28 protein-coding genes are annotated in these 23,666 nt (G+C 45.8%); 18 read left to right on the top strand and 10 right to left on the bottom strand.

Annotation, left to right across the window (positions count from 1 at the left end; all coding sequences use genetic code 11):
• Positions 1-412: 412 nt before the first annotated feature.
• The gene (locus ACOCLE_RS13580) at positions 413-592 is read right to left on the bottom strand and encodes a DUF6435 family protein (protein WP_419537131.1); all 180 of its coding nucleotides are present in this window, start codon (positions 590-592) and stop codon (positions 413-415) included.
• A gap of 243 nt (positions 593-835) precedes the next feature.
• Positions 836-2,341, bottom strand: a complete 1,506-nt coding sequence (gene tnpC / locus ACOCLE_RS13575) for an IS66 family transposase (RefSeq protein WP_419532963.1) — start codon at positions 2,339-2,341, stop codon at positions 836-838.
• A gap of 701 nt (positions 2,342-3,042) precedes the next feature.
• Between tnpC and ACOCLE_RS13570 the strand changes: the two genes are divergently transcribed.
• Positions 3,043-3,336: a hypothetical protein gene (locus tag ACOCLE_RS13570; RefSeq protein ID WP_066018778.1), complete on the top strand. Its 294-nt coding sequence runs from the start codon at positions 3,043-3,045 to the stop codon at positions 3,334-3,336.
• Positions 3,337-3,400: 64 nt separating this feature from the next.
• Here the strand turns inward: ACOCLE_RS13570 and ACOCLE_RS13565 are convergent, their stop codons facing one another.
• Genes ACOCLE_RS13565 through ACOCLE_RS13555 form a run of 3 tightly spaced genes read right to left on the bottom strand, consistent with a single transcriptional unit; the run spans position 3,401 to position 4,300 of the window.
• A complete protein-coding gene (locus tag ACOCLE_RS13565; protein ID WP_419537130.1) occupies positions 3,401-3,634 on the bottom strand; it encodes a hypothetical protein in 234 nt (77 codons plus the stop codon).
• Between the two features lie 34 nt (positions 3,635-3,668).
• Positions 3,669-3,971, bottom strand: a complete 303-nt coding sequence (locus ACOCLE_RS13560) for a hypothetical protein (RefSeq protein WP_419537129.1) — start codon at positions 3,969-3,971, stop codon at positions 3,669-3,671.
• 29 nt (positions 3,972-4,000) lie between these two features.
• Positions 4,001-4,300, bottom strand: a complete 300-nt coding sequence (locus tag ACOCLE_RS13555) for a hypothetical protein (RefSeq protein ID WP_419537128.1) — start codon at positions 4,298-4,300, stop codon at positions 4,001-4,003.
• Positions 4,301-4,432: 132 nt separating this feature from the next.
• On the opposite strand from ACOCLE_RS13555, the gene ACOCLE_RS13550 reads away from it, so the two are divergent.
• The 5 genes from ACOCLE_RS13550 (at position 4,433) to ACOCLE_RS13530 (ending at position 7,396) form a co-directional block, all read left to right on the top strand.
• On the top strand, positions 4,433-4,642 hold the full coding sequence (locus tag ACOCLE_RS13550) for a hypothetical protein (protein WP_419537127.1): 210 nt from the start codon (positions 4,433-4,435) through the stop codon (positions 4,640-4,642).
• 4 nt (positions 4,643-4,646) lie between these two features.
• Entirely contained in the window at positions 4,647-4,802 is a 156-nt protein-coding gene (locus ACOCLE_RS13545; RefSeq protein WP_238593800.1) for a hypothetical protein, read from the top strand.
• Between the two features lie 372 nt (positions 4,803-5,174).
• Entirely contained in the window at positions 5,175-5,966 is a 792-nt protein-coding gene (sctJ, locus tag ACOCLE_RS13540; protein WP_419537126.1) for a type III secretion system inner membrane ring lipoprotein SctJ, read from the top strand.
• A gap of 99 nt (positions 5,967-6,065) precedes the next feature.
• Complete coding sequence (locus ACOCLE_RS13535) at positions 6,066-6,758, top strand: SctK family type III secretion system sorting platform protein (RefSeq protein WP_419537125.1); 693 nt, start codon at positions 6,066-6,068, stop codon at positions 6,756-6,758.
• A complete protein-coding gene (locus ACOCLE_RS13530; RefSeq protein WP_419537124.1) occupies positions 6,737-7,396 on the top strand; it encodes an HrpE/YscL family type III secretion apparatus protein in 660 nt (219 codons plus the stop codon). The genes ACOCLE_RS13535 and ACOCLE_RS13530 overlap by 22 nt, the downstream gene beginning before the upstream one ends.
• A gap of 299 nt (positions 7,397-7,695) precedes the next feature.
• Here ACOCLE_RS13530 and ACOCLE_RS13525 read toward each other — a convergent pair whose 3' ends face one another.
• Positions 7,696-8,586, bottom strand: coding sequence for an IS982 family transposase (locus ACOCLE_RS13525; RefSeq protein WP_419533099.1), 891 nt, complete (start codon positions 8,584-8,586; stop codon positions 7,696-7,698).
• Between the two features lie 239 nt (positions 8,587-8,825).
• Here ACOCLE_RS13525 and ACOCLE_RS13520 point away from each other — a divergent pair, with 239 nt between their 5' ends.
• The 5 genes from ACOCLE_RS13520 to frdD all read left to right on the top strand — a co-directional run bounded on the left by ACOCLE_RS13520 (position 8,826) and on the right by frdD (position 13,605).
• Positions 8,826-10,022 (top strand): aromatic amino acid transport family protein, encoded by a 1,197-nt coding sequence (locus ACOCLE_RS13520; RefSeq protein WP_419537123.1) that lies wholly within the window; start codon positions 8,826-8,828, stop codon positions 10,020-10,022.
• Positions 10,023-10,312: 290 nt separating this feature from the next.
• Positions 10,313-12,088, top strand: coding sequence for a fumarate reductase (quinol) flavoprotein subunit (frdA, locus tag ACOCLE_RS13515; protein ID WP_419537122.1), 1,776 nt, complete (start codon positions 10,313-10,315; stop codon positions 12,086-12,088).
• Between the two features lie 11 nt (positions 12,089-12,099).
• Positions 12,100-12,849, top strand: coding sequence for a succinate dehydrogenase/fumarate reductase iron-sulfur subunit (locus tag ACOCLE_RS13510; protein ID WP_066017275.1), 750 nt, complete (start codon positions 12,100-12,102; stop codon positions 12,847-12,849).
• Positions 12,849-13,238, top strand: coding sequence for a hypothetical protein (locus ACOCLE_RS13505; protein WP_419537121.1), 390 nt, complete (start codon positions 12,849-12,851; stop codon positions 13,236-13,238). Before ACOCLE_RS13510 ends, ACOCLE_RS13505 begins: the two co-directional genes overlap by 1 nt.
• 13 nt (positions 13,239-13,251) lie before the next feature.
• Complete coding sequence (frdD, locus tag ACOCLE_RS13500) at positions 13,252-13,605, top strand: fumarate reductase subunit FrdD (protein ID WP_419537120.1); 354 nt, start codon at positions 13,252-13,254, stop codon at positions 13,603-13,605.
• Between the two features lie 53 nt (positions 13,606-13,658).
• Here frdD and ACOCLE_RS13495 read toward each other — a convergent pair whose 3' ends face one another.
• Positions 13,659-14,306 carry a hypothetical protein gene (locus ACOCLE_RS13495; protein ID WP_419537119.1) on the bottom strand — a complete coding sequence of 216 codons (648 nt, stop codon included), beginning with the start codon at positions 14,304-14,306 and terminating at the stop codon, positions 13,659-13,661.
• Between the two features lie 231 nt (positions 14,307-14,537).
• Here ACOCLE_RS13495 and ACOCLE_RS13490 point away from each other — a divergent pair, with 231 nt between their 5' ends.
• Positions 14,538-15,233: an SDR family oxidoreductase gene (locus tag ACOCLE_RS13490; protein WP_419537118.1), complete on the top strand. Its 696-nt coding sequence runs from the start codon at positions 14,538-14,540 to the stop codon at positions 15,231-15,233.
• 24 nt (positions 15,234-15,257) lie between these two features.
• Positions 15,258-15,917 (top strand): hypothetical protein, encoded by a 660-nt coding sequence (locus tag ACOCLE_RS13485; protein WP_419537117.1) that lies wholly within the window; start codon positions 15,258-15,260, stop codon positions 15,915-15,917.
• Here the strand turns inward: ACOCLE_RS13485 and ACOCLE_RS13480 are convergent.
• The 3 genes from ACOCLE_RS13480 to ACOCLE_RS13470 form a co-directional block, all read right to left on the bottom strand.
• Entirely contained in the window at positions 15,912-16,235 is a 324-nt protein-coding gene (locus ACOCLE_RS13480; protein ID WP_419537116.1) for an Hpt domain-containing protein, read from the bottom strand. The genes ACOCLE_RS13485 and ACOCLE_RS13480 overlap by 6 nt on opposite strands.
• Positions 16,236-16,346: 111 nt before the next feature.
• Positions 16,347-18,269: a DUF1631 family protein gene (locus tag ACOCLE_RS13475; protein WP_419537115.1), complete on the bottom strand. Its 1,923-nt coding sequence runs from the start codon at positions 18,267-18,269 to the stop codon at positions 16,347-16,349.
• Positions 18,270-18,444: 175 nt separating this feature from the next.
• Entirely contained in the window at positions 18,445-18,729 is a 285-nt protein-coding gene (locus tag ACOCLE_RS13470) for a hypothetical protein (protein ID WP_419537114.1), read from the bottom strand.
• 259 nt (positions 18,730-18,988) lie between these two features.
• On the opposite strand from ACOCLE_RS13470, the gene ACOCLE_RS13465 reads away from it, so the two are divergent.
• From ACOCLE_RS13465 to deoD, 5 genes are all read left to right on the top strand, one after another.
• Positions 18,989-19,294, top strand: coding sequence for a hypothetical protein (locus ACOCLE_RS13465; RefSeq protein ID WP_419537113.1), 306 nt, complete (start codon positions 18,989-18,991; stop codon positions 19,292-19,294).
• Between the two features lie 226 nt (positions 19,295-19,520).
• On the top strand, positions 19,521-20,411 hold the full coding sequence (locus ACOCLE_RS13460) for a TIGR01212 family radical SAM protein (RefSeq protein ID WP_419537112.1): 891 nt from the start codon (positions 19,521-19,523) through the stop codon (positions 20,409-20,411).
• Positions 20,412-20,773: 362 nt separating this feature from the next.
• Positions 20,774-21,460: a Crp/Fnr family transcriptional regulator gene (locus ACOCLE_RS13455; RefSeq protein WP_419537111.1), complete on the top strand. Its 687-nt coding sequence runs from the start codon at positions 20,774-20,776 to the stop codon at positions 21,458-21,460.
• Positions 21,461-21,631: 171 nt separating this feature from the next.
• Positions 21,632-22,858, top strand: a complete 1,227-nt coding sequence (locus tag ACOCLE_RS13450) for a NupC/NupG family nucleoside CNT transporter (RefSeq protein ID WP_066013134.1) — start codon at positions 21,632-21,634, stop codon at positions 22,856-22,858.
• 90 nt (positions 22,859-22,948) lie between these two features.
• A complete protein-coding gene (gene deoD / locus ACOCLE_RS13445; RefSeq protein ID WP_419537110.1) occupies positions 22,949-23,665 on the top strand; it encodes a purine-nucleoside phosphorylase in 717 nt (238 codons plus the stop codon).
• The last annotated feature ends 1 nt before the right edge of the window (position 23,666 follow it).

The raw sequence follows: 23,666 nt of genomic DNA, 5'->3' as shown, positions 1-23,666 counted from the left end.
GCCAATGTGACTATTTATTAAGGACAAATTGCTTCGCAATCCCGGTATAGACGACAAGGTTTTTTCATAATTACAGAGCCTGGATCACTGTCCGAATCATGGATGAAGCAAACCCGCCGTAATCCGTCAGGAAAAACCCAAAACCCCAGTTCATAATGGCACTCATGCTTCTCTCCTTTCTTTCACGTTTATATTGTCCCCCTAGGGTAGACGACTTAATGTCTGCATCCGGTAAGCATTCAGTAAGCTAATAACTACAATCGGTCGTGCCGTAGAAACCGGTTGTCAATAACCCCACTTTGACCTCTGTACGCAGCGTTGATAGTGTATAAATGTGGTTGATAGAAACCCGCTCGCTGTAGCAGTTCTCCCTGCCTGCTCCCGGTCCTAGTACGGCAGGGAGATTGTTCAGTCAGGGTTTACCGCCGTTCTCCAATACCTCGATGATCTCCCATACTTTTTCAGCCTGAACCAACAGCAGGATATAACGGCTGATATTGCCCTTGTCCCGGACAAAATGAGCTCTTTCCATCAGCAGGTTATAATCGTTTCTCAGCTGTCGCGTTGGGCAGGTACTGAACAGAGTGAACATTGCTCCTCCAAAACTGTGATTGAATAGCAGGATTCTGCGGTGCCTTTCGACACTGATAGGGAAAGGAGGTTTCTACAGAGATCGATAATCCGAAGAGAGCATCAGGAAAGATCACGGTTTATACCGGTTGTTTCTTGTGCTCGCTGTTTTATCATTCGTCCCGAATTCCGCAGCAGGTCTCCGAGGGACGGGCTTTTGTGACATGGGCATCAGCCGGTTGCGGAATTTATTCTTCTGTTGTAACTATTCAGCACCCAGCAAAGGCGTATTGTTGTAATTTCGAACCGCTTTAAGAAGCGCCTGAAATATGTTCAACCCCTGCTTTTTAGCAGATGATAAATAGCTTCGGATTCGGGTAAACATGGTACCTCCGTCTTCGCTTCTGAAGCAGCCTGAGATCTTCTGCTTAAGTTTGGCCATCCTGGCATCACGTTCACTGCCATTGTTATCGAAGGGAATTGAAAAGTCCGACATGAAGCGCAACGTTTCAACCTTAAACTCAATAAGCCTTTTGAACAGGTTGTAGGCCTTGGTATTCCTGACCTTCTTACGTCCAAGCACCTGTCGTTGTTTTTCCATATAAGCGGTTTCCTTCGTGAGAGCCCTTTGAAGGATTTGGTCGTATATCGTCTCAATGCGAAGCTGTATTGCACCAGGCATTTGAGTCAGACCGGCTGCTTTGTATTTCTTGCAGAAGTGCCAGGAGAGCGTAAGCAATTTCATCAGCCGCAGAGCCAGCTTATTCGCATCCCTATCGACAACTCCCTGAAGCTCTCTCAGATGATGGGCATTACAAAGCACATGCACTGCCGCATAGGCAAAGTAGGACTTCCAATGATCGTGAACCAGAATGCCTGCAAAAGTCAGCAGGATGCCCATTGCATCCATTGCTTCACAACCTCGCCTTTCTGAGAGGTAGTAAAGCGTCCATTGGTCATCTCGCATAATGTGTAACCACCACAGTGAACCGTCAACCCGCATGCCAGTTTCATCCGCTCCTGCAACCGGACTTTCTTGTAAAGCATCGCGGATACTCTGCTCAGTAGAGGCCAGGTTCTCATGGGTATAGGCAACAAAATTGGCAACAGAGCCTGCGCTGACACTCATGCAATAAATAGTATTGAAATACTCAGACACCCGGTGATATGGGATGAAGTGATACTGGTTTAAATGAACAGCCATTGCCTGAGTCACTTCTCCGTATTGAGCAGCGGCTTTCACTCCTTGGGGAAACTCAGCGGTGTTCCGTTTACCACAAGGACATACTTTAACGTCTGCCCAGTACGCGGTAACTTCAAATTCTCCGGGTCTACCTGGATCAAAAACCTGTCGCTCAATGTATTTGGTGGGTTTAATATCGATAAGCGAAGACTGGCAACAGCAACATTTTTCAACCTTCAGATGCCTGACATAATCGGGTAAGGCGACACGTCTCAAACAAGAGCCTTGATGACCTTTCTGGCCACCTGGTTTATTGCCTGAAGATGGTCTAAGGCTTTTGGGGTTCGGTGTTTCCTGTGAGGAGCAGGGGGCTTCTTTGGAAGATGTATCACCTTTATCACTCCCTTTTTTACTGGGCTTTTGATAACCATCTGACGATGGTGGCTTACTACTGTTTTGACTGTTTTTATTAACCCTTTCTTCCAGTTCGCTGCAACGTTCCCGTAAAAGCGCATTCTCGGTCCGAAGCTCTTCATTCTCTTTAAGGAGAGCTTCGGTAAACGGAGTAGCTGGGAAGTCTGGTTCCATACTGGAGATTTGTTAGAAAAATTGAGTATAAGATGATGGTCGAAAAATCAGAAAATTCCAGATTTATATGAAGGGTGCTGAATAGTTACCTTCTGTTTATTGGCTGGTTAGACCAGCATTTGTTTCACAGAGCCGTGTCTTGCTTCTGTGATACCCGGCAACAGTCGTGCCGGGTATTTTTTATCCTCTCCCCTTATTCAACATAAAACGCTCAGTCCTTTAGCCGATATATAGAATTGCTTAAGGTTGATGTAGTGGAACGACTGGTAATTCCTTCGGGAATTGCCAGTTTTTTCATACCCTGCTGGTATCAACTGGTCCTCCACCAACACCAGATCAATATCCGGCTCAATGAATGCCCCCATGCCTTTGACCTTGTTTCAATTCGTTGTTACTTTATCAGAGCTGTAGATGGCATTTATTCAATAAATGCCGCTTCCCCGTCAGGGTTCACTCCTTCCCTGATGGGGAATTTAATGACTTTCCCAGTGCCCTTTAGGATTTCTCTTTACCTGTTGTCTCAATCAGAGCTTTAGACTGACTCTTATCATCATCTTTGATGACATTAATTCAAACGGGGTTGACCATTTCATTTAATTAACCGGTTAGCTTATTCACCTGACACAGCTAACAACCCCATTTTGACAGTTTACATAACGTGTGCCAGCCTCAAAGCCACTGAGAATAAATGAGGTATCAGCATGGTTAATTTGCCGGAAGGGATTACTCCAACATCAAAAATTCTTCACATTGTGCAAAAATCCAAGGATGCTTTTGAAATATTTTATGATGAAGAGGACTCCAGTGGGGATGTCAGCTTTACCCAGATTGAGGAATCATTTAGTAAGATTGTTGAAGATTATAAATACGTCATGTTTACATCCATAGAAAATCGTCAACACAGCGTTGAGTGCTTGGAGACCGGAAAAACATGGGAAGGGATAAGCACCGAAGAAGCGGAAGCATTGCTTAAATTGCGCAACAGTAGAAGGTAAACCAGGGTTAATGGAAGTGGGCTGGGCTCAGACTGACCCAGAATGAGTTCAGCGTCAGTGAGTATCAATGCAGAGCAGCCTCCTGCTCATTATGCTTTCTGACGGCTTGCGCTATTTCCGTCGCATGGTGCTTACACACGGCGTTGTCTTTGCAGTGATAAATCGCACCGAAAGGGTCAGCTCTCGAACTTAAGGTCTGTTCGTAATAATCAGGGGAACCTGAAGCAAAGTAGGCCGTAATAGCAGCAAGATCATTGAAACCCCGTTTTTTCCCGCAGACATCACACTGCGTTGGCACCCAGATTTTACCCTGATTAGACATCATACCTACCTTAATGGGGCTGCCCAGAACTTTCCGGTGGTGTTGCCAATGACAACGAATCATCGTCCCGATCATCAATCAGCACAACATTTAAACGTGCATGAGCCAGAGCCACATACTCAAGCTCAACCTCTGAGCGAAGGGGTTCACAACAATCTGGAAATTCAGGAGACAGGAACACTTCCTGCCGTTTTAACGCATCCAGCGAATGCATAGCTTCCGAAAAATCCACTACAGGCCGCGTCTTGCCACAGTGCGGACATTGCTCAGTGCTCCTGCCATTAAAACTGACTGGCACTCTCGGTCTTGTCATATCTGCCTCCCTGCAGGACCGCCATGGTTTTATCCAGAAACTTCGTTCAGAAAGTCGATGACTTCGGGAGGAACCCCCTGACCATCCTCAACAGACTCTGAGAGTTGCTCCATAAGTTCAAAATCGTCGAATACAAAAAGAAATTCAAGGTCATCACTGTCGAGCGTATTGAAGTCTTGAACACTGTCATTGGAGAAAGCCACCAATAACTCAGCCTCCCCGTCCTCTGACTCTAAAAAGTGAAAAACCAGTCCAACCTCACCCGTCTCAAGATTGTGGGTAGAGTCTCCTGTATAACGAATCACCGAACCCACTTCGAAATCCGACATGTCGCCATCCTTATTATTCTTTAGAGCTGTGCTTTGGCTGATGAAACAGAGGGGAAAATCGCCCCGTTCGATAGTCTGCCATTAATTGCCTGGTATTGACAAACGCATATGGCTCTCGGACTTGGAGTCAGTATGGAATATCTGGTGATCGACAATATTCTGACCGGGAAACGCACAGTTAATGATGTTCTGGAACAGGGAGCTGATTCCTTGACGCCGGTTTATTGTAAATTTAAGTACCAAATCCTATGGCTTTTTATAACTGGTCTCGTAAGAGTGGCAGACCCATATTTTATAAAGGAGCTGAGCAAGCTTGGGATAAGTCCTGCAGACTGGAATTGAGCTTATGATGAAGGATGAGGGCTACTCAAAATCATTGGTACACCAAGCCTGGATTCCTGCTGCAACATACCTGAGGCAGGGGGACAAAACACGCTCACTCAATATTGAAAGAGACTTGATCTTTAAAAATACAGATTATTATCCCGGTTTTAATGGCTGATGCGTGTTCTTTCAATCAAATAATTGTCGATAGTTTTGTGAGTGAGAGAATGAAAATAATGGTGATTTGTGTACCAATAAATGTGTACCATTTTTAGTTAAAGAGTATATTGTTGTCTACTTGATCAAATATATAATTGATTTTTATGGAGTATTTGGTGGGGTATTTAAGGGTTGATGATTGAGTTTTACTGATGCGTAACCAGTGAGTTATATTTCTACCTTTACCGAAGGAGGGCTACAGACCTTTTCCTTCGGTTTCCCTCCTGATTGATCTTGTCGAAAACAAAATTCCGGAAATTATAATTTTTTTGCGCAGCTGGCCGTTAAAAGTAAGAGCAATGTATTTTAACGTCTATAAGGTTGCCTTGTCATGAAACAGGGGTTTGTCCAAAGCTACAGGTATTCACTGCTGTTGATCGTCAGCCTTTTTCTGCTGGGGTGTAAAGTAGAGCTTTATTCCGGGCTTGATGAGAGGGAAGGCAATGAAATGCTGGCAATTCTCATTGATAATGACATCCCCAGTGAAAAACTGGTGGATAAAGATAAGATTGTAACCTTGATGGTGAATGGGTCAGATGTTGCAAGATCCATAAAGATTTTGAGCAGTCTTGGTTTTCCGAAGGAAAAATATTCTTCTATTGGTGATATCTTTCCAAAAGATGGACTGATCTCTTCGCCAACCGAAGAAAGAGCCCGATATACCTATTCCATGTCTCAGGAGTTGTCATCCACTCTGTCCATGATTGATGGTGTGGTGACTGCTCGGGTTCATGTTGTCTTACCTCAGGAACAAGACAGCCTGACCGATGTGAACTACCCTTCCTCAGCTTCTGTTTTCATCAAGTATACCCCTGAACTGGAACTTGCTGGATTGATCCCCAAAGTCAAGACACTGGTCGCAAACAGTATAGAAGGGCTTTCACTGGAAAAAATTACGGTTTCATTATTCCCTGCTACTCGATTGAATTCTGGTAGCTTTGCCAAACCTTCGACAGAGACGGTACTGTTCGTCGATGTTACACCCAACTCGGCAGGCATGATCAGGTTAGTTGTCTATTCCTTGCTGCTTTTGCTGGTAGCAGCGCTTGGGGGTTGTGGCTATTTTTACTGGATGATGGAGCAGAAAAAGAAAAGAAAGAAAAAATCAGCTGACAGCCAGTAAAGGCCCTGATTTCAAAAGATCATGAAATAGCGTGATTAGCGTAAGAATGAGCCGGGTCACTAAAGCAAGTAAATGGATGTGGTTAGGGTGAAATGACGCATGAACAGTAACAATATTTTTGAGGAATACAGTGGAGTAAGTCTGTTCAGTCGCATGGTTGAGTTTAACCTTTTTCCAATTCGCTATATTCATGCAAGCTGGCTGAAGTCAGATGATCATTTCAGGTTGCTTAAAGGGCTTAAATCCAGCAAGCCCGCACAATTTAATATTTCCAGCTATTTACTCAGTAAATTTGGTATTGGGCATGATTTTGACTATGACTTTAGTCGAGTTGAGAAGCGTATTGTATTTGCCAGTGCCGAAGAGATTGAACGTCTGGCTTTTTATTTGGGGCTTGTATTGAATGAGGGCACCATTCGCTCCGTTATCCGAAGGGAAGAACGTGTTGCCTTGCAAAAATGTCTGGGAGATGAGGCTTATCGATTTGCTGTGAAAAAAGCACAGTTCATCAGTAGAGCTTCTGAAAAAGCTGGGCCCAGTTTGCTTATTGACTGGAAGCACCTTGATCGGTTTAAAACTTACCTGGTTGCCAGTGGGCAGCAAGTCATTGCTACGGCATTTTCTGACTTACCAGGTGCTTTTCGACAAAGGCTTATTTTAAAGATGCCCAGTAGCTGGAAGAAGGCGCTTAGCTCCCCGGAAGCGGGAGGGTTGAGTCAGCCTCAGAGTGTGAAGTTACTGGTGAAAACTCACAAAGAGGTGAATCGACAGTGGCGGCACCTGTTATCCTGAATAATTTCCAGTTAGAACTGGATCCAACCTGCAGAGTTCTGAAGGCAGATGACTACGTCGTTTATCTTGAGGCTCAGGAAATAATTAAAGCTGCGCAGCAACAGGCGGCGGGAATTGTTGAAGAAGCACGAAAAGCGTATGAGCAGGAAAAGAAACGGGGCTATCAGGATGGGCTGGCTGAGAGTAAGGCTGAACAGACTGATCATATGCTGAAAGTGGTTAGTAGAACCATCAATTACTTGTCGGATATTGAGGATACTCTGGCCAGTATTCTTCTTTCTGGTGTTAAAAAAATTGTTGGTGAGTTCAATCAGGAAGAACTGGCTATTAATCTGGTAAAGAATGCCCTTCAGCATGTCCGCAATGAGAAGCATGTAACTATCCGAATTCCTCCTGCGCAATACAGTGCTGTGCAGGCTCGCTTGAATATGATTTTGGCAGAGTATAAAGGGGTTGGTTTTATTGATCTGGTGGCTGATCCCCGATTGACCACGGGTGACTGCATTATGGAAAGTGAGATTGGTGTTGTCGATGCCAGTGTCAATGTTCAGCTGATGGCGCTGCAAAAAAGATTTGATAGTCTTAAATCCATAGCCGCTCGTACCCGGGAAGCTGAAATGGCCAATAAAGCGCCATAATCAATTTTGGCAGCCTACCATTTTTAACCTGTAACGCGATGTGCGACTTTGTCTGAAACTATCTCAAATTACTAGCCCGGATATTTCATAAACTGCCCCGAATCTCGGGCAGGACTTTGTCGCCCTAAGGGATTTTGTGAGGGAGTGCCGTACCGGGGAGTACGGTCGACCGAGCAAAACTCCCTTAGGGCGGCAAAGGACAAGCGAGAACGGGAGCACGTTTATGAAATATCCGGGCTAGCATGATGGTAAGTCCAAGTTGTATCTTCAAAATCACGCAATTATTTGCTTTCCGTTTTTTAATCTTCGGAAATAAGGTTCTCAAACTGTATTGCAGGACGACCAGCAATTATATTCAGATAAGAACCAATATTATGTGCCAGTAACTTCCGAGCGATACGTGATGTCATATGCCATCTATCTCGACAATGGCACTTTTCTATTTCAAAGCGCTCTGTCAATTGACCTATCACTGTTTCTATTCTCCGTCGTACCCGTAATACCAGCTTTACAAACGACTTCGGACGTTCATCTTGCATGTTTTTTCTCAGTGGCGTCTGAAGATCAATACCTAATTCCTGACAATCAGCTTTAAACTCAGGCCTTATATAGCCCTTATCGCCAAGCAAGAGGCCAGAAATGGTCTCGAGCATGTCATAGGCTGCATCACGCTCATCTACGTTCGCTGCGGTCAGAGTAAAACCCACAGGAATCCCTCGTGCTTCAACCAGCAAATGCCCCTGAAAGCCATAGAACTTCTTGTCCTTGGAAGCGCAGTAACCATAACCAGCCTCAGCTTTAAAGATACGGCTCTGTGGTGCACGGGTTCTGACGACAACATCAATCGGAAAACCATCGATTAAATGGATATCTGCATTATCTGCATGCATCATCTGGACTATACGAATTTGCAGTCGTTGTTTCACATGCCATAAGTTGGCGGCCTGTTTGACAAATGCCGAGCGTGAAGGAATGTCAGGAAACAGGTGTCGCCAGTGTCGGGTAAAATACTTCCAAATCTCAGTGTCCTTATGATGCCCAAGCCATTCACCGACAACTTCCATGGTGATCGCTTCACTATCAGTGAGCTTTGGTGGAAACCCTCGAAGTCGCAGTGGTACAGGAAAAAGCTCTTTTACCAAATCGTCGATCAAGCAGTAGACTGTAGTGATAAACTCTTCAACGGGCATGACTGAAACCTTCTTTGCTTTCTACTGCTTTTAATAGCAGAAAGCAGGATCAGTCATGTCTCCTTATGCAAACCTAAAAGTCGCACATGGCGTACCTGTAAAATATTTCAATTTGAAATAAGCAGTATTTATCCACACTAGCGACTGGCTTTGTCCAACGGGACATAAATAGGCGAGCATCTTTGTTAAATTCCCCTATCTTTATCACTGAAATTTATATTCAGTGAAGGTGCTTGCTTATGTCTGAACCAAGTCGTTCTTCCGTAATTGGCAGTGCTTTAATTTTGGCAGGAACGGCAATAGGTGCAGGCATGCTTGCTTTGCCACTGGTATCAGCCAGCACTGGTCTGATGCCGGTGATGAGTATTTTTGCAGTAACGGCATTCTTTGCCGTTATCTCCGCTCTTTATGCCTTTGAGGCCAATGTTGCCATCAAGCCAGGCTGTAATTTGTACACCATGGCCAGCAGAACATTAGGGCGGTTAGGGAAGGTTCTTTCTGCAATCGCACCTCTTGGGCTTTTTTACGCGTTGATGTCCGCATACTTTTCCGGAGGGGGATCATTACTGGCCCAGTACGTTCAGTTAGCAGTTCCCGGGGCATCCTCTCAACTGTGCGTAATATTCTTTGCTCTGATTGCCGGTGCTTTTGTTTACTACAGTACTCGGGCTGTGGATCTAATCAACCGTATCTTTTTCACCCTGATGATCGTTACTTTCGTTCTAGCTCTGATTTCACTGGCACCTTCGGTACGTTATGAGAGTATGGTGCATACGGCGAAGGTTGAATATCTATCGATTCTGGCTGCAATACCCGTCATATTTACTTCGTTCGGTTATCATGGTGGTATTCCCAGTATTATCATTTATCAAAAGAAGCAGTTGAAACACATTCCCCTCATTTTTCTTTTAGCAACCTTGATCCCGCTGGTGGTCTATACATTGTGGCTGGTGGCTGTGATGGGGGTATTACCGGAAGGCCTGTTATTGAGAATCAGCCAGTCATCCGGTGCAACGGCCCATTTGATTTCAGCATTAAGCAGTGACAAAGATGTCCATACCATTCTGTATTTGTTTTCAGATCTGGCATTACTAACATCCGTATTAGGCGTAGCTCTTGGGCTGTTTGATTATCTTGCCAACTTATTACAAAGAGCAGATACCCGAATCCACCGCCTGCAAACCGCTCTGGTCACATTTATTCCACCGGTTATTATTGCCATTATGTTTCCGGATGGTTTTGTTGCAGCCCTGGGTTATGCTGCCGTTGCCCTGGCCATTCTGGCCATCCTTCTGCCTACGGCCATGGTCTATGTTTTGCGAAAGAAGCCGGACTATGAAAACCTGTTTCGGGCACCAGGAGGGACCATTTTGATGTCAGCCTGTTTTGTGTTTGGCTGTATCATCATTCTGTCTCAATTTATTTCCAGGCTATAGGTTTTTCTGCGTAAGTTAATAATTAAAAGCGAACCTGTTGTTAATTAAACAATAAATCTGCATACCTTAAAATTTAAGCGGTTGTTTATAGTGGTTGATCCTATTTGTCCATATTAAAAATATGGTTTTTCCGAAAAATTGATTTATTTTTGTTCTATGTCAATGGCTTTAATTTTTGGGTTATATAAACTCCAGTACTAGATTTTTAACCCTTCTCTAATTATTCAATTTAGCCAGTTCGCTGGCTATCCCTGTTTGGGGTGGTGGTGAATGGTGGTAGAGGTTTGCGTATGCAGGTCATAAAGGCGGATGTAGCCATCGTCGGTGCCGGAGGTGCCGGTCTTCGGGCTGCGATTGCCGTTGCAGAAAAGAATCCTGAGCTGAAAGTAGCACTGATTTCCAAAGTCTATCCGATGCGCAGTCACACGGTTGCCGCTGAGGGTGGTTCCGCCGGTGTGATTCAGGATCATGACTCTCTGGAAAACCATTTTGTGGATACGGTTGCCGGTGGTGACTGGCTCTGCGATCAGGATGTTGTGGATTACTTTGTTTCCCACGCCACGGAAGAGATGATCCGCCTGGAGCACTGGGGCTGTCCCTGGAACCGTAAGGACGATGGTGACGTAAACGTTCGTGCCTTTGGTGGTATGAAAATCGAGCGTACCTGGTTTGCTGCAGACAAGTCTGGCTTCCATATGCTTCACACGCTGTTCCAGACGTCCACCAAGTACCCATCCATTGAACGCTTCGATGAGTATTTTGCGACTGACCTGATCATGGAGGATGGTCGTGCACAGGGCGTAGTCGCCATCGAAGTGAAAACGGGTGAACCCATAGTCTTCCTCGCGAAATCGGTCGTTCTGGCAACAGGCGGCTCTGGTCGTATTTTCCGTTTCAACACCAATGGTGCCATCGTTACCGGTGATGGTCATGCCATGGCCTTGCGTGCCGGTGCACCTCTGCGTGACATGGAGTTTGTTCAGTACCACCCAACCGGTCTGCCTGGATCTGGTGTACTGATGACAGAAGGTTGTCGTGGTGAAGGCGGTATTCTGTTGAACAAGGATGGTTACCGCTATCTGCAGGATTACGGTCTGGGACCAGAAACCCCGGTTGGTCAGCCAAAGAACAAATACATGGAGTTGGGCCCGCGTGACAAGCTTTCCCAGGCATTCTGGCAGGAGCAGCGTAAGGGCCGCACCATTGAAACCCCACTGGGTGACGCGGTTCACCTTGACCTGCGCCACCTGGGTGAGCAGAAGCTGATGGAGCGTCTGCCATTGATCTGTTCCCTGGCGAAAAACTACCTGGGTGTAGATCCGGTTCATCAGCCAATTCCGGTACGTCCTGCCGTTCACTACACCATGGGTGGTGTCAGAACGGACATCAATTGTGCCACCGATCTGGCAGGTTTGTTCGCTGCGGGTGAATGTGCCAGCGTAGGTATGCACGGTGCGAACCGTCTCGGTTCTAACTCTCTGGCAGAAACAGTGGTCTTTGGCAAGGTTGCCGGTGAAAGTGCTGCTGATTTCGCCAGTCAGAATGTAATGTCTGATGAAAGTAAATTGCTGGATCAGGCAAAAGCGCACCTGGCGGCTATCGAAAGTCTGCGTAATGCCAACGGTACTGAAAAAGCGTCTCACCTGCGTCATGAAATGGTGAAATCCATGGAAGACAGCTTTGGTATTTACCGAGTGGGCGAAGAGATGCAGGCCGGTCTGGACAAAATCTCCGAGCTGCGTGATCGCTTCAAGAATGTGAAGGTAGAAGACAAGAGTAAGGTCTTCAATACCGAACTCCTGCAGGCCTTTGAACTGCAAAGCTCCCTGATGGTTGCTGAGTGTATGGCCATTGGTGGTGTTGAACGTAAGGAATCCCGTGGTGCGCACCAGCGTATTGATGGTTTCGAAGCCCGTGATGACGTCAACTTCCTGAAACACTCCATCACCTTCTTTAACGGTGATGCCAAGCCTCGTCTGGAATATGAAGACGTTAATGTAACCCGATTCCAGCCAGAAGAGCGCGTATATGGCGCGGCGGCTGAGAAAAACGGTGAAGGGAAGTAAGGAGGCCTGTCATGAGTGATAAAACCATAACCATCGAGATTCTGCGTTACAACCCGGAAACCGATGACAAGCCGACGTTTGGCACTTTTACTATTCCTTATGTGGAAGCCTGGTCCATGCTGGATGCCCTTGAGCATATCAAGGACGAACTGGACTCTACGCTGGCTTACCGCTGGTCCTGCCGTATGGCGGTATGCGGCAGCTGTGGCATGGTCATTAACGGCACACCAAAGCTGGGCTGTGAAACCTTCCTGCGGGATTACTATCCGAACACCATCCGGGTAGAACCACTGGCTAACTTCCCGATTGAAAAGGACCTGGTGATTGACTCTGAAGACTTCATTAAGAAGCTTGAGTCAGTGAAACCTTACATCATCAATGCGATGGAGAAGCCGGTTGAAGAGGGTGTGAATAAGCAGACTCCTCAGCAGCTGGGCCTTTATAAGCAGTTCTCCATGTGCATCAACTGCATGCTCTGCTACTCCGCGTGCCCACAGATGGGCTTGAATCCATTGTTCACCGGACCGGCAGTGATTGCCCTGGGTCACCGTTACAACCTGGACAGTCGTGATGATGGCTACGAACAGCGAACTGAAGTGATTCAAGGCAAAAATGGTGTCTGGTCCTGTACTTTTGTCGGCTACTGTTCTGAAGTTTGCCCGAAGAATGTTGACCCGGCCGCTGCGATCAACCAGAACAAACTGCAGGGTTCCCAGGACTGGGCGCTCTCTTTCCTGATGCCACGTAAAGGAGACAAGTGATGAGTCGTCGGCCCTATGTGCGTCCTATGAAGCGCACCTGGTATATGGATCATCCCTTCTACCGTCATTACATGGTACGGGAATCCTCCTGTGTGTTTGATGGTCTCTATGCCATCAACCTGTTTGTCGGTCTGGTTCAGCTGGTCAAAGGTGAAGCTGCATGGAATAGCTGGCTGGCCTTTCAGGCTAACCCGTTAATGATTCTGTTTACTGTGGTTACTCTGGGGCTGACCATTTACCATGCCGTCACCTATTTCGATATGACGCCCCGTGTTCTGCCACAGCAGATTCGTAAAATGGTAAAAGACAGTGTGGTTAACAAACTGATGTATGTTGGCCTGGCTGTGGTTTCTGCAATCATCCTGGCTGCGGCCACCATGGGACTCTGATAGGAGAGGGAAGATGAGTAATAAACGCCATATTGAACCTCTGTTGTGGAGTCTCTTTGGTGCGGGTGGTACCACCATCGCCTTTTTCTTTCCGGCCATTATTTTTGTGGTTGGTCTGGGCGTGCCTCTGGAAATTATTCCAGCAGAAGCACTTTCCTACGAGAGAATGTCAGCATTCTTCCTGGAGAGCTGGGTAGGTAAACTGGCGCTGATGGTAGCTTTGGTACCATCTTACTGGGCCTGTATTCACCGTATTTACCACGGTACTCATGATCTGGGTTTCCACCCTGGTGTAGGAGTAAAAGTGGCCTGTTATGGTGGTACGTTGATTCTCAGTCTGGCAACCATTGCTTTGCTGCTGGTTTGATCAGATCGTGTAAAAAAGGGGCTGAATAAGCCCCTTTTTATTAAGTACTGTGATTAAGACTTTATGCTGATCTCTTTTCGATAGTTTTCTTCAATTCTTCTTTCATTTTGAGAGTTCTGAATCTGTTTTTTCAAGGTAGAGTCTGGTGTATCAATCAGAATTTCCTCTTCTATCGCTCTCATACGCTCCGTAGTCATCAAGTACATCCTCTCCGACATGTCTTGAACGATATGCTCCCGATTTGCTGAACTCAGGTTATGGGTCTTTATAAAATCATCAACTTCCTTCCGGCTGATAATGCCAATAGGGCTGTCATGGCGTTCAGGATGGTCTGCAATAATGGCCAGTACACCATGCTCTTCAATGGGAGAAGCGGGAAGTTCACTTTTTAGAATAACGGCTTTGATTAACGCTGCTAGCTCACTGAAATGCAGGCACACCTGATTCTGGATATCGGCTGGTATATGGATATTATGTTGCTGCAGGGAATCAAGAATATGAGTTAGATCATTCAGGGTTTTACCATGGATATGGATGGCAGAAGAAAGAGCCTCCCAGCTCTGCTCTTGTCCTAGCCTGACCATCATATTGAGACTGTGAGAGGTTATCTGTCGATTAACCAGTGTCTGACCAGGAGTCCCCTTGGTTGTTTTATCCAGATATGGCTTGGGATCCGTTGAATTGACCTGTTTGTCACCCAACTTGCCTGTTGAGGATATTTTGGAAGACTCTGGCTGTAATAATGAAGAAGGTTGGCTTGAACCTGGTATTTTGTCCATTGTACCTGTTCCTTGGTAGCACTGGTGTGTTGCTATTCTGCCATAATAAGGCGATTGTTTAACTTATGATGAGTGCGTATCGCCATAAATAGAACATCGGCCATTGCGCTGTAATTTCTATCAAGAATCGTGTTCTGAGTTTTGGGAGTCTGCATGCAGAAAATAGTTGTGGTGACCGGGGTTAGCCGGGGGCTGGGTCTGGAGCTGTGCCGCCAGTATCTTGCCGAGGGAGCAAAAGTGTATGGTTGTTGCCGCTCTCCTGAGCAGTCTCAGAAACTGCTTGAGCTAAAACGCAGTGCTGGCTACCAGTTTGAACTGGTTCCTCTGGATATTACTCAGCCTGGAATGATTCATAACCTTCAGTATGTGATTGAAGAACCCATTGATATCCTGATCAATAATGCCGGAATTTATGGCCCATCCGGTCTGTCTTACGATGAGGTTACCGTTGACCCATGGATGGAGGTTCTCAGGGTTGATGCTGTAGCCCCGATGATGGTTACGCAGGCATTGGTCGAAAAAGTAGCCCTGAGTCATGATAAGAAAATCATCATGATGTCCAGCAAAATGGGGAGCATGGGAGATAACCAGAAGGGCGGGAGCTATATCTATCGCTCTGCTAAGGCGGCATTAAATGCTGTGGGTAAGAGTCTGGCGGTTGATCTTGCTGAGAAGGGTATTAGTGTAGGCATATTGCATCCTGGCTGGGTACAGACCGATATGGGGGGAGCTAATGCGCTGATTGATACCGAGACATCCATAAGGGGGATTCGTAAGGTTATTGAGCAACTTTCTTTAAAAAACAGCGGCCAGTTTATCAATTATGATGGATCGGTGATTCCCTGGTGAATTAATTTTTCTGGTGAGATTTGAATGGCACCTATTGTTCAATCGTTACGTTTCTTTTCCCGTTATGGACTGACTCTGACGGTCTTTTTTGTATTGGCTGCTATCCCTTCAGAAATGATAGCTTTTTACCTGTCACACTCTCTTACCGGTGTGGGTGAGTTGAAAGGTGGGGTTGTTGACTTGATGACTTCTGTACTGATTGAGCCTCTTGCTACGGGAGCTGCTATCTTCTTTATCCAGAGCCGGGATCAGGGGGGGGAATCCAGTATTGCAGACTGCTTCTGGAGATCCACTGATATTTATTTCCAGTTGGCTATCAGTTATTTGCTGGTGTTCATCATGGTGATGCTTGGGCTGAGCCTGTATCTGATACCAGGCTTTTATCTCTTATATAAATTGATGTTTGTCGAGTATCGGGTTGCATTGAATGGAGAATCGCCGATGGAAGCAATCAGAGGCAGTTTCAGTCAGACAAAAGGCCTGTGGTCAATGTTGCTTATGCCGTTCATGGTTCTTCTGATTATTTTACTGGCTTCTCAAACCCTTATTGGCTTCCTGTTAACAAGTCAGGGAGATGACCTGCTTATGCAGGTGATGGGTGGGGTGCTTGAAGCTCCATTTATGGCACTTGCAGTTGTCGTTGGCTTTCGGCTGTTTAGTCTGTCCTGTAAGCCGCTTTCATAAGTTGGGGTATAGTGCTTCAATGCTTTTGAAGCTATCCTGCAGTTCAAAAAACAAGCGTTCATAGCGCTCTGGTTCGGCCTGCTGTCCCGAATGCTCAAGATCCCCTGCGAGCGAGGCCAGCTGGTCTGCACCGACAATAGCGGCACCGCCTTTGATGCGATGCGCGAAACTGACGATAAGCGCAGCTTGCTGATTATTTACTGCCGCTTTTAAGTTAAGAATATCTTCCCGGGTGCTCTGGAAAAAAGTAGACAGCAGTTCTTCCAGCAGAGCCTTGTCCCCATCAGCGACTTGTTGCAGGTTTTCAAGATTTAACATAAAGCCTTCCGTGCTGAGGTTTAATAAGATAGTTAGTCGCCATTAAATGCGAGTGCTTTAGTTAAGTTGTTTAGTAATAGGCCATATATTGGGGGCTTATTTACGAGGTGCTTAATGCTTTTTGAATCGTTCCATCACGGCCTGAATAGCGCGGTCAAAGATTGGGTTTTCTTCCAGAATACGAACAGAACCATTGTTAATTCCCTTCGAAAGCTCACTACCTGACCGTTCAGCAACGCGCATTCCAGAGCGGTTGACGAAGATATAACGGTGTTGGTCTTTGCTGAGTCTGGCAAGTTTGCAGCGCAGGCGGTGGGAATCTCCTTCGCCAATAAACTCAACCCACTGGCCAGGATGTAGCTCTTCAATGATGAAAGGCTCAAATGTGGGGGGGGGGACCTCTTGCACTTTGGTTGTTTGACCGGCTTCATCATCTATCAAATCCAGTTCTGGTGTTCCTTCGTCTATTTCAGGAGGTAACTCAGGTAGTGAACTGGCTGGAGAGCAGATGTCGGGTTTGGCTGAAGAGAGCACTATTTCTTCTGAGAGCTCAGCGTCGTCCTCTGACATTGATTCTACCTGGAAGTCGATCGTACTTTCCTGAGTCTGTTCTGTTTCTTCCGGAGGTTGTTCGTTACTTTCAGGTGCATGGCTCTGCTTCTCCTCATCCTCACATTCAGGTTGCAGGATGATATTCAGGTTGTATTGGAATCCATCCAGGCAGTCCTGAAAAATCTCCGGATTTTCACTGTGATCAGAAATAATTGTGCGCACAGTGTGTTCGATCAGCATCAGCACATGGTTTCCTAATTTTGGATCCCGGCAATACTGCATTCCGGCAGAAGTTAACGCATTAAGTAGAAGTCGGGCAGGGTGCTCATGATCTGTTAAAAAAGCATCATCCAGAATGGCCTGTTTTAATATTGGAATCTGTAAAAGAGCAATGGTTTTCTTGATTTCATCGGGAAGGTTGTGGTCCTCCAGAATGTATTCGAATAACCAGCCAATCATATTGATCAAATCTTCATGATGGCGGGAAAGTTTGGAATTAACACCTTGGATTTCAAGAGCATCAATAACAGAGTTATGTAGGTTTTTTATTGAACTGTGTTGCTCGATAATTTCAAGTTGCAGTATGCTCAGGACATTAGAAAGGTCAATTGCCTTAACCCTGTTGGCCTTGGCCTCTGGAATGAGCTCATCTTCTGCCAGCATGTCTTCTAATCGGGATATTATCTTGTCAGCAAAGGTATCCAGAAATTGAGGATTATCCATTTCTGGGTATGGGTTTTGAGGAGGTGCTGAGTGTTTAAAACTGGGGTGTCGCTGAACAGATGTCTGTTGTCCTCTAGCCAGTGTGCTCCCCGGTTCTGAGAGCTCAATAGAAGATTTTTGTTCTGGCTTGAGTCCTTTCTTAATGAGTAGTTGATCGACTTCTATCCATAGTTCATTGGTTGCTTTTTGCAGGTGCCTGGTAAACCAGGCAAGCAGTTGCTGTTCGATATCATGGTCAGGATGGAGGTTTTCGATGGCGCAGGAGAAACTTTCGCATAGTCTTTCCGGCATAGCCGGGTAGGTGCCCTCATGTTGAGGGTATTTGGACTCAAGGCAGCTTTTTATCCTGCATATTCGTTCTGAGTTTTCTCCGTTGCTGAATTTATTGGCCGCAGACATCCAGAGAAGTTTATGGTCCAGCTCTGAATTATCGAGTAGCTCCAGAGTTAGTTCACTGCTTTCCTGTTCTGAGTCATCGGTATCATTGCTGTTTAAAAAATGCAGAAATTTATCTTTGATGGATGATTCGGAGTTTTTAAGACGGTTCTTAATATCGATCCATCGCATTATGTCCTGATCATTGTTTATGTCTTCCAGATGGGCTTCAAGCTGTGTAGATAAAGCAGGAAACAGTGTCTCGGTCTCGGGGTGAATGATTTCATTAACAAGATGATTCAGTTCGGCAAACAGGAGGTTCTGTGGAGGTTTGTCATCACCACTTGGACTTAGAGGAATAATATTGGAAGACTGAACTGACATGTTGGCCACATCCCTGTACTGCAAAACATCATCTGCGAACTTTTAATCATCCGCAGAGACCATTCATATCATTTAACTAATTATAATTATATTGAGAGTATCTAATTAGATTAATAAGCTATAAAAGCAGAATGTTTACCATCATTTGTCAAATAAATGACAATGAAGTAGAGGGCTAGCCCTCCCTGAGCTCTTTAGCTATTTCTTTAGCTTTTTCAAGGGCTTTATTAAAGCCATTTTTAAACAGATTTTCACGGATCTGTCTCTGAAGCTCTTCCGGAGTAATTTCTCCATCTTCTGCGTTGGCTTCAGCAAGTTTATTGTCTTCCTTGTTTTGCACAAGGTCGGAAAACGCCTGCGACTGCATTGGATCAATACGGTCAACCGGTTTGACATTGCCTACCTGGCCGGAATTATCAGAGGGGAGGTTCTCGACGTCTTTATTCGTAATAAGTGACATGCTCAGGCTCTCCATTGCCCAGATCAAGCTGGTCGTTTGACATTATGTAATGCCACCTTGTCCAGCGGCATCGCTCGCTATCGTTTTTATCCTTCTAAAACTCAGTCTAGATTATTAATAGGGATTATAAAAAGGGAGATTCTTCGGTTTTTACCTCGATAACCACTCTCTGGCTCAACGAGCTGACAGTTGGTCTGATGAGTGTAAAGCCCACTTTATCACCGCCGACAACTGAAACTAGTACAGCCGGGAGAATACTATGAGCGGTGAGCATTTTACGTTAACGATCAGTCAAAGCACGTCTGACGCCGGCGATTTTGCCATACATATGAAAGAACCTGATAAACCAGAGCAGTTATTAGTACATTTGAGGTTCATGCCTTTGGCAATGTTTGATGAGACTTATCTTGATGATCTTGTGGGAGTGATGGCTCGAAAACTGGCGAAAAGAATTATTGAATGGCGTGTGGCTCCGGATGACCCTGACGCTATGCAGGCTTGTCAGGATGAGGCTCGTGCTGTTGTTCAGGAAGCTCTGGAAAGAATGAAAAAAGGCTCAGGCTAATTGTTGCTGAATTTCAGCACTCTATTCAGGAATACAGCTGAGTCCAATCGAAGGTCATGTTTGGTCATGGGAGTCCTTCAACGTTCGAGTCCCTTCAATGTCTTAATTAAATGGAGTGGAAGTCTCCACTAGGCATTGGCCTGTAAGTCATGCGTTAAATTCCCTATAGGCTAACCCTTGGACAGTCGGTATTTTGTAGCGATTTTTGATTACGAACTAACTCGCTATGGACATGACCCGCTTCGTGAATACTTTTGGCCGTTACCTTCGGCAGAAGTACGGAGAAAAAGTACACAAAGTTTCGGTGAATGCGTCGTTTACCTGCCCAAACCGTGATGGCACTAAAGGTATTGGCGGTTGTACGTTTTGTAATAATGCCTCCTTCAGTCCAGGCAGTACCAAAGCTGGAGAAATTTCTGAGCAGATTAGGCTGGCTCAGGAGAAGGTGGGGGCCCGTACTGGTGCCAGGAAGTTCATCGCTTATTTTCAGTCTTACAGCAATACCTACGGCGCTCCTGAAGATCTCAAACGGTATTATGATGAAGCACTCGCTCAGCCCGGCGTCATTGGACTTGCTGTGGGCACCCGTCCTGACTGCGTACCGGATCCGGTGTTAAAACTGCTGTCGGACTATCAGGCACAGGGCTATGAAGTCTGGCTTGAGCTGGGTTTGCAGTCCAGCTTTGATCCTACGCTTGAAGCCATTAACCGTGGTCATAGCTACAGTGATTATGAAGATGCAGTGATCAGAGCCAAGCGCTATGGCTTAAAGCTGTGTACTCACCTGATTGTTGGTTTACCAGGAGAAGAGCCGGAAGACAGTCTGGTAAGCTTTGACCGGGTCATTGGTCTGGGCGTTGATGCTATAAAGATACATCCACTCCATATCGTTAAGGGGACTCAGATGGCCCGGCAATGGCGTAAAGGGCAGGTTCGTGAATTATCCATGGAATCTTATACGGATGTGCTGGCAAAAATGATTTTACGGGCTCCAGAAGGGCTGCTGTTTCACCGATTGACAGGCTCTGGTGAAAGGCAATATCTCCTTTCACCACAGTGGACAATGCACAAGTGGGATGTGCTTGGTTTGCTTTATAAAAAGTTGGAAGCCAACTGAAAAAAGTGGCGATTTTCATTCTCCAAAAGATAGGCTGCTTGAAACAAGCAGTCTATTGTCTGATGTTTTTATTTTTCAGAGTTTAATGCATTCAGGCTGAAAGCCGCTTTTTTATCAAAGGAAATAAGATAGACCAGTTCTGCTTTAAGTAAGAATTTCGATTTCTACTTAAAGTGGTGTATCAAACTCATCAACATCTTTTAAATAACCTCATACTGCCCAAGATGATTACGTTTTTTACCGCTGGATACATGCGTTTGTGATGGCATAATCACGGTAATTCAGGTTGTTTTAACTGGTAATAAATCAGATCGACAATTAATAAAAGTCAGATTTTTCGTAGTTAATAACCGAACTAAGCCGTGAGTCTATTGCAAAGAGTTGATTATCTCTCTTGGGGAGGAGGTGTGCTCCGGGATTTTGATACAAAGATCTACCATCGTTTATTGACCATCCCTGGGGGAAAGCCTGTCAGGTATGCTGCAGGGCAGGTTATCTGTTTTCAGGGTGGAGAAGCCAATGCGCTGGTGGTGGTTTCAGGGGCTGATATAAAAGTGCAGTATGTCTCTGCATCCGGAAGAAAGTATACCCTGGGGCAGGAAGAGAATTACTTTGGTGTTCTGGGTGAGATGGAGTTGTTCAGTGGCTCGGGAACTCACATGTTGAGTGTCACTGCCGTAAACCCGGTTGTTGGTTATCAGCTAACCAGAGAGAAGATACTGGGGGCTTTGACCAAAATGCCTGATCTCGCCCTGGATTTTCTGGCCCTGATGTCAAACCGCTACCATACGACGGTAACCAGAGCAATGGAGAACATTCTTTATGGTCTTCGATTTAATGCGCTCAAGAGGCTTGTTGACCTTTCTGAAGTGGCTGGTCACGAGCAGTTCCTGATCGCACAGGATATTGAAGCTGAAAGTCTGGGCACGTCATCCCGTGCTTACCGGAGGATTCTGAAGAGTCTGTTAGATGAGGGGGTACTGGAGAAGAGTGGAAATGGATACAGGTTTATCAACCTTGATCGGGTTTTTTCAGAAATACAGATATAAATCAAAAAATGTTCAATTTTTAACAAAAACGTTCTTCAGGCGGACAATTGTCCTTTTTTGTTGTGCCTCTATTGAATCAAGATAGGGGCAATTAAGGCCTGCCTTATTTCTTGTGCTGTTTTCATTGAAAACTGTTAAACCGTTTTTCTTGTTTGTTGTTAGGGGGCACTCATGGGAATGTTCATGAGCCTGTTTGGTATGGCAATGCTGATTGGAATTGCTGTACTTTTTTCGGAAAACCGAAAGGCGATAAATGTACGAACTGTAATAGGTGCATTACTTATTCAGGTCGCCTTTGGTGCATTTGTTATGTATGTCCCAGCAGGTCAAACTGTTTTGCAGATCGCATCGAATGGTGTGCAAAGCGTTATCAATTTTGCCAATGATGGCCTCGCTTTTGTATTTGGTGATCTCGCCCGGTTTGAGGTTGGTTTTGTTTTTGTCATTAATGTTCTGTTTGTCGTGGTATTTATCAGTGCATTAATTTCGGTTCTCTATTATTTAAATATTATGCAGGTAGTCATTAATGTGATTGGTGGCGCACTGCATAAACTGCTTGGCACCAGTCGTGCTGAATCACTCTCTGCTACAGCCAATATATTCGTGGGTCCAATTGAAGCGCCTTCCATGGTCAGGCCATTTGTTCAGGGAATGACGCGCTCCGAAATTTTTGCGGTGATGACCGGTGGCCTGGCCTCTGTTGCTGGAGGCACTATGATCGGTTACATCAACCTCGGTATTGATATCAAATACATTCTGACCGCCTGCTTTATGACGGCGCCAGCGGGCTTGCTGTTTGCCAAATTGATTTGTCCTGAAACGTCGACACCGGCCAATAATGTCAATGATGTTATTGATCAGTCAGACGAGAAACCGGAATCCATCCTGGATGCGATCACTCAAGGTTCCATGGTTGGCTTACAACAGGTGGCTTGTGTAACCGCACTGCTGATCTCTTTTGTCGCCATGATCGCTCTTGTTAACGGTATTGTCGGTGGACTTGGAGGCTTGATTGGTTTTGACGGTCTTACCGTTCAGAGCATCCTTGGTTATCTTCTGGCACCACTGGCCTTTGTAATGGGGGTACCCTGGAGTGAAGCGACACAGGCAGCTTCTTTTATTGGTCAGAAAATCGTTATCAATGAGTTCGTGGCCTACATCGACTACGTAAAAGTTGCCGCTGAACTTTCCCCAAAAACTCAGGCAATTGTGACATTTGCACTCTGTGGCTTTGCCAATATCGGCTCTGTAGCCATGGTGGTTGGTGGTCTTGGGGGCCTTGTGCCCGGGCGTAGAAAGGAAATGAATACGCTGGCCATGAAAACGCTGCTTGCCTCGGTTTTAGCCAACTTGATGAGTGGAACCATAGCCGGTTTGCTGGTTGGGCTTGGAAGCTAAATCTTTAAGCCTGCCACCCTTTGTTGTAAGGAGTCGGCAGGCTTCGATCAAATAACGCTTAAGAAAGACGTATTGTTGGAGTTTTAATCAGTGAGTACTGCACACATTAATGCGAAGCCAGGCGATTTTGCAGAAACGATTCTGATGCCGGGTGATCCGCTTCGAGCCAAGTTCATCGCTGAGAACTATCTGGATGATGCAAGGGAAGTGACTAATGTCAGGGGAATGCTGGGCTTCACCGGAACCTATAAAGGTAAGCCAGTATCCGTCATGGGGCATGGTATGGGAATACCCTCCGCATCCATTTATTTTCATGAGTTGATTACGGTCTACGCAGTTAAGAACCTGATTCGTATTGGTAGCTGTGGCGCTATTCACGACGATGTAAAACTGATGGATCTAGTGATTGGTATGGGGGCCAGTACGGACTCTAAAGTGAACCGAATCCGTTTGAGAGATCATGATTTTGCTGCACTGGCTGATTTCTCTCTCCTACGGACTGCTGTTGAGCAGGCAGAAAAGAAAGGTCTTTCAGTCAAGGTGGGTAACCTGTTCTCTTCTGATCTGTTCTATCGCCCTGATGAAGATCTGTACCCATTGATGGCCAGTCATGGCATTCTTGGAGTAGAGATGGAAGCGGCTGCACTTTATGGTGTTGCTGCGGCACTTGGAGCCAAGGCACTGACCATTTGTACTGTGACTGACCATATTCTCCGTCATGAAGCGCTTGGAGCAGATGAACGCCGCACGACATTGGACGATATGATTACCCTGGCACTGGATACCGTTGACCAGATGGGTGCCTGAG

Source organism: Endozoicomonas sp., from assembly GCF_965196975.1.
GTDB lineage: Bacteria > Pseudomonadota > Gammaproteobacteria > Pseudomonadales > Endozoicomonadaceae > Endozoicomonas.
Note: the sequence above shows the minus strand (reverse complement) of the source record. Positions and strands in the feature narration are given on the sequence as shown.

Excerpts from the sequence above, each read along its gene's own strand:
- ACOCLE_RS13580 (WP_419537131.1), bottom strand. The coding sequence starts at position 592 with ATGTTCACTCTGTTCAGTACCTGCCCAACGCGACAGCTGAGAAACGAT.
- tnpC (WP_419532963.1), bottom strand. The coding sequence starts at position 2,341 with ATGGAACCAGACTTCCCAGCTACTCCGTTTACCGAAGCTCTCCTTAAA.
- ACOCLE_RS13570 (WP_066018778.1), top strand. The coding sequence starts at position 3,043 with ATGGTTAATTTGCCGGAAGGGATTACTCCAACATCAAAAATTCTTCAC.
- ACOCLE_RS13560 (WP_419537129.1), bottom strand. The coding sequence starts at position 3,971 with ATGACAAGACCGAGAGTGCCAGTCAGTTTTAATGGCAGGAGCACTGAG.
- ACOCLE_RS13555 (WP_419537128.1), bottom strand. The coding sequence starts at position 4,300 with ATGTCGGATTTCGAAGTGGGTTCGGTGATTCGTTATACAGGAGACTCT.
- ACOCLE_RS13550 (WP_419537127.1), top strand. The coding sequence starts at position 4,433 with ATGGAATATCTGGTGATCGACAATATTCTGACCGGGAAACGCACAGTT.
- ACOCLE_RS13545 (WP_238593800.1), top strand. The coding sequence starts at position 4,647 with ATGATGAAGGATGAGGGCTACTCAAAATCATTGGTACACCAAGCCTGG.
- sctJ (WP_419537126.1), top strand. The coding sequence starts at position 5,175 with ATGAAACAGGGGTTTGTCCAAAGCTACAGGTATTCACTGCTGTTGATC.
- ACOCLE_RS13535 (WP_419537125.1), top strand. The coding sequence starts at position 6,066 with ATGAACAGTAACAATATTTTTGAGGAATACAGTGGAGTAAGTCTGTTC.
- ACOCLE_RS13525 (WP_419533099.1), bottom strand. The coding sequence starts at position 8,586 with ATGCCCGTTGAAGAGTTTATCACTACAGTCTACTGCTTGATCGACGAT.
- ACOCLE_RS13520 (WP_419537123.1), top strand. The coding sequence starts at position 8,826 with ATGTCTGAACCAAGTCGTTCTTCCGTAATTGGCAGTGCTTTAATTTTG.
- frdA (WP_419537122.1), top strand. The coding sequence starts at position 10,313 with ATGCAGGTCATAAAGGCGGATGTAGCCATCGTCGGTGCCGGAGGTGCC.
- ACOCLE_RS13510 (WP_066017275.1), top strand. The coding sequence starts at position 12,100 with ATGAGTGATAAAACCATAACCATCGAGATTCTGCGTTACAACCCGGAA.
- ACOCLE_RS13505 (WP_419537121.1), top strand. The coding sequence starts at position 12,849 with ATGAGTCGTCGGCCCTATGTGCGTCCTATGAAGCGCACCTGGTATATG.
- frdD (WP_419537120.1), top strand. The coding sequence starts at position 13,252 with ATGAGTAATAAACGCCATATTGAACCTCTGTTGTGGAGTCTCTTTGGT.
- ACOCLE_RS13490 (WP_419537118.1), top strand. The coding sequence starts at position 14,538 with ATGCAGAAAATAGTTGTGGTGACCGGGGTTAGCCGGGGGCTGGGTCTG.
- ACOCLE_RS13485 (WP_419537117.1), top strand. The coding sequence starts at position 15,258 with ATGGCACCTATTGTTCAATCGTTACGTTTCTTTTCCCGTTATGGACTG.
- ACOCLE_RS13480 (WP_419537116.1), bottom strand. The coding sequence starts at position 16,235 with ATGTTAAATCTTGAAAACCTGCAACAAGTCGCTGATGGGGACAAGGCT.
- ACOCLE_RS13475 (WP_419537115.1), bottom strand. The coding sequence starts at position 18,269 with ATGTCAGTTCAGTCTTCCAATATTATTCCTCTAAGTCCAAGTGGTGAT.
- ACOCLE_RS13470 (WP_419537114.1), bottom strand. The coding sequence starts at position 18,729 with ATGTCACTTATTACGAATAAAGACGTCGAGAACCTCCCCTCTGATAAT.
- ACOCLE_RS13465 (WP_419537113.1), top strand. The coding sequence starts at position 18,989 with ATGAGCGGTGAGCATTTTACGTTAACGATCAGTCAAAGCACGTCTGAC.
- ACOCLE_RS13460 (WP_419537112.1), top strand. The coding sequence starts at position 19,521 with ATGGACATGACCCGCTTCGTGAATACTTTTGGCCGTTACCTTCGGCAG.
- ACOCLE_RS13450 (WP_066013134.1), top strand. The coding sequence starts at position 21,632 with ATGGGAATGTTCATGAGCCTGTTTGGTATGGCAATGCTGATTGGAATT.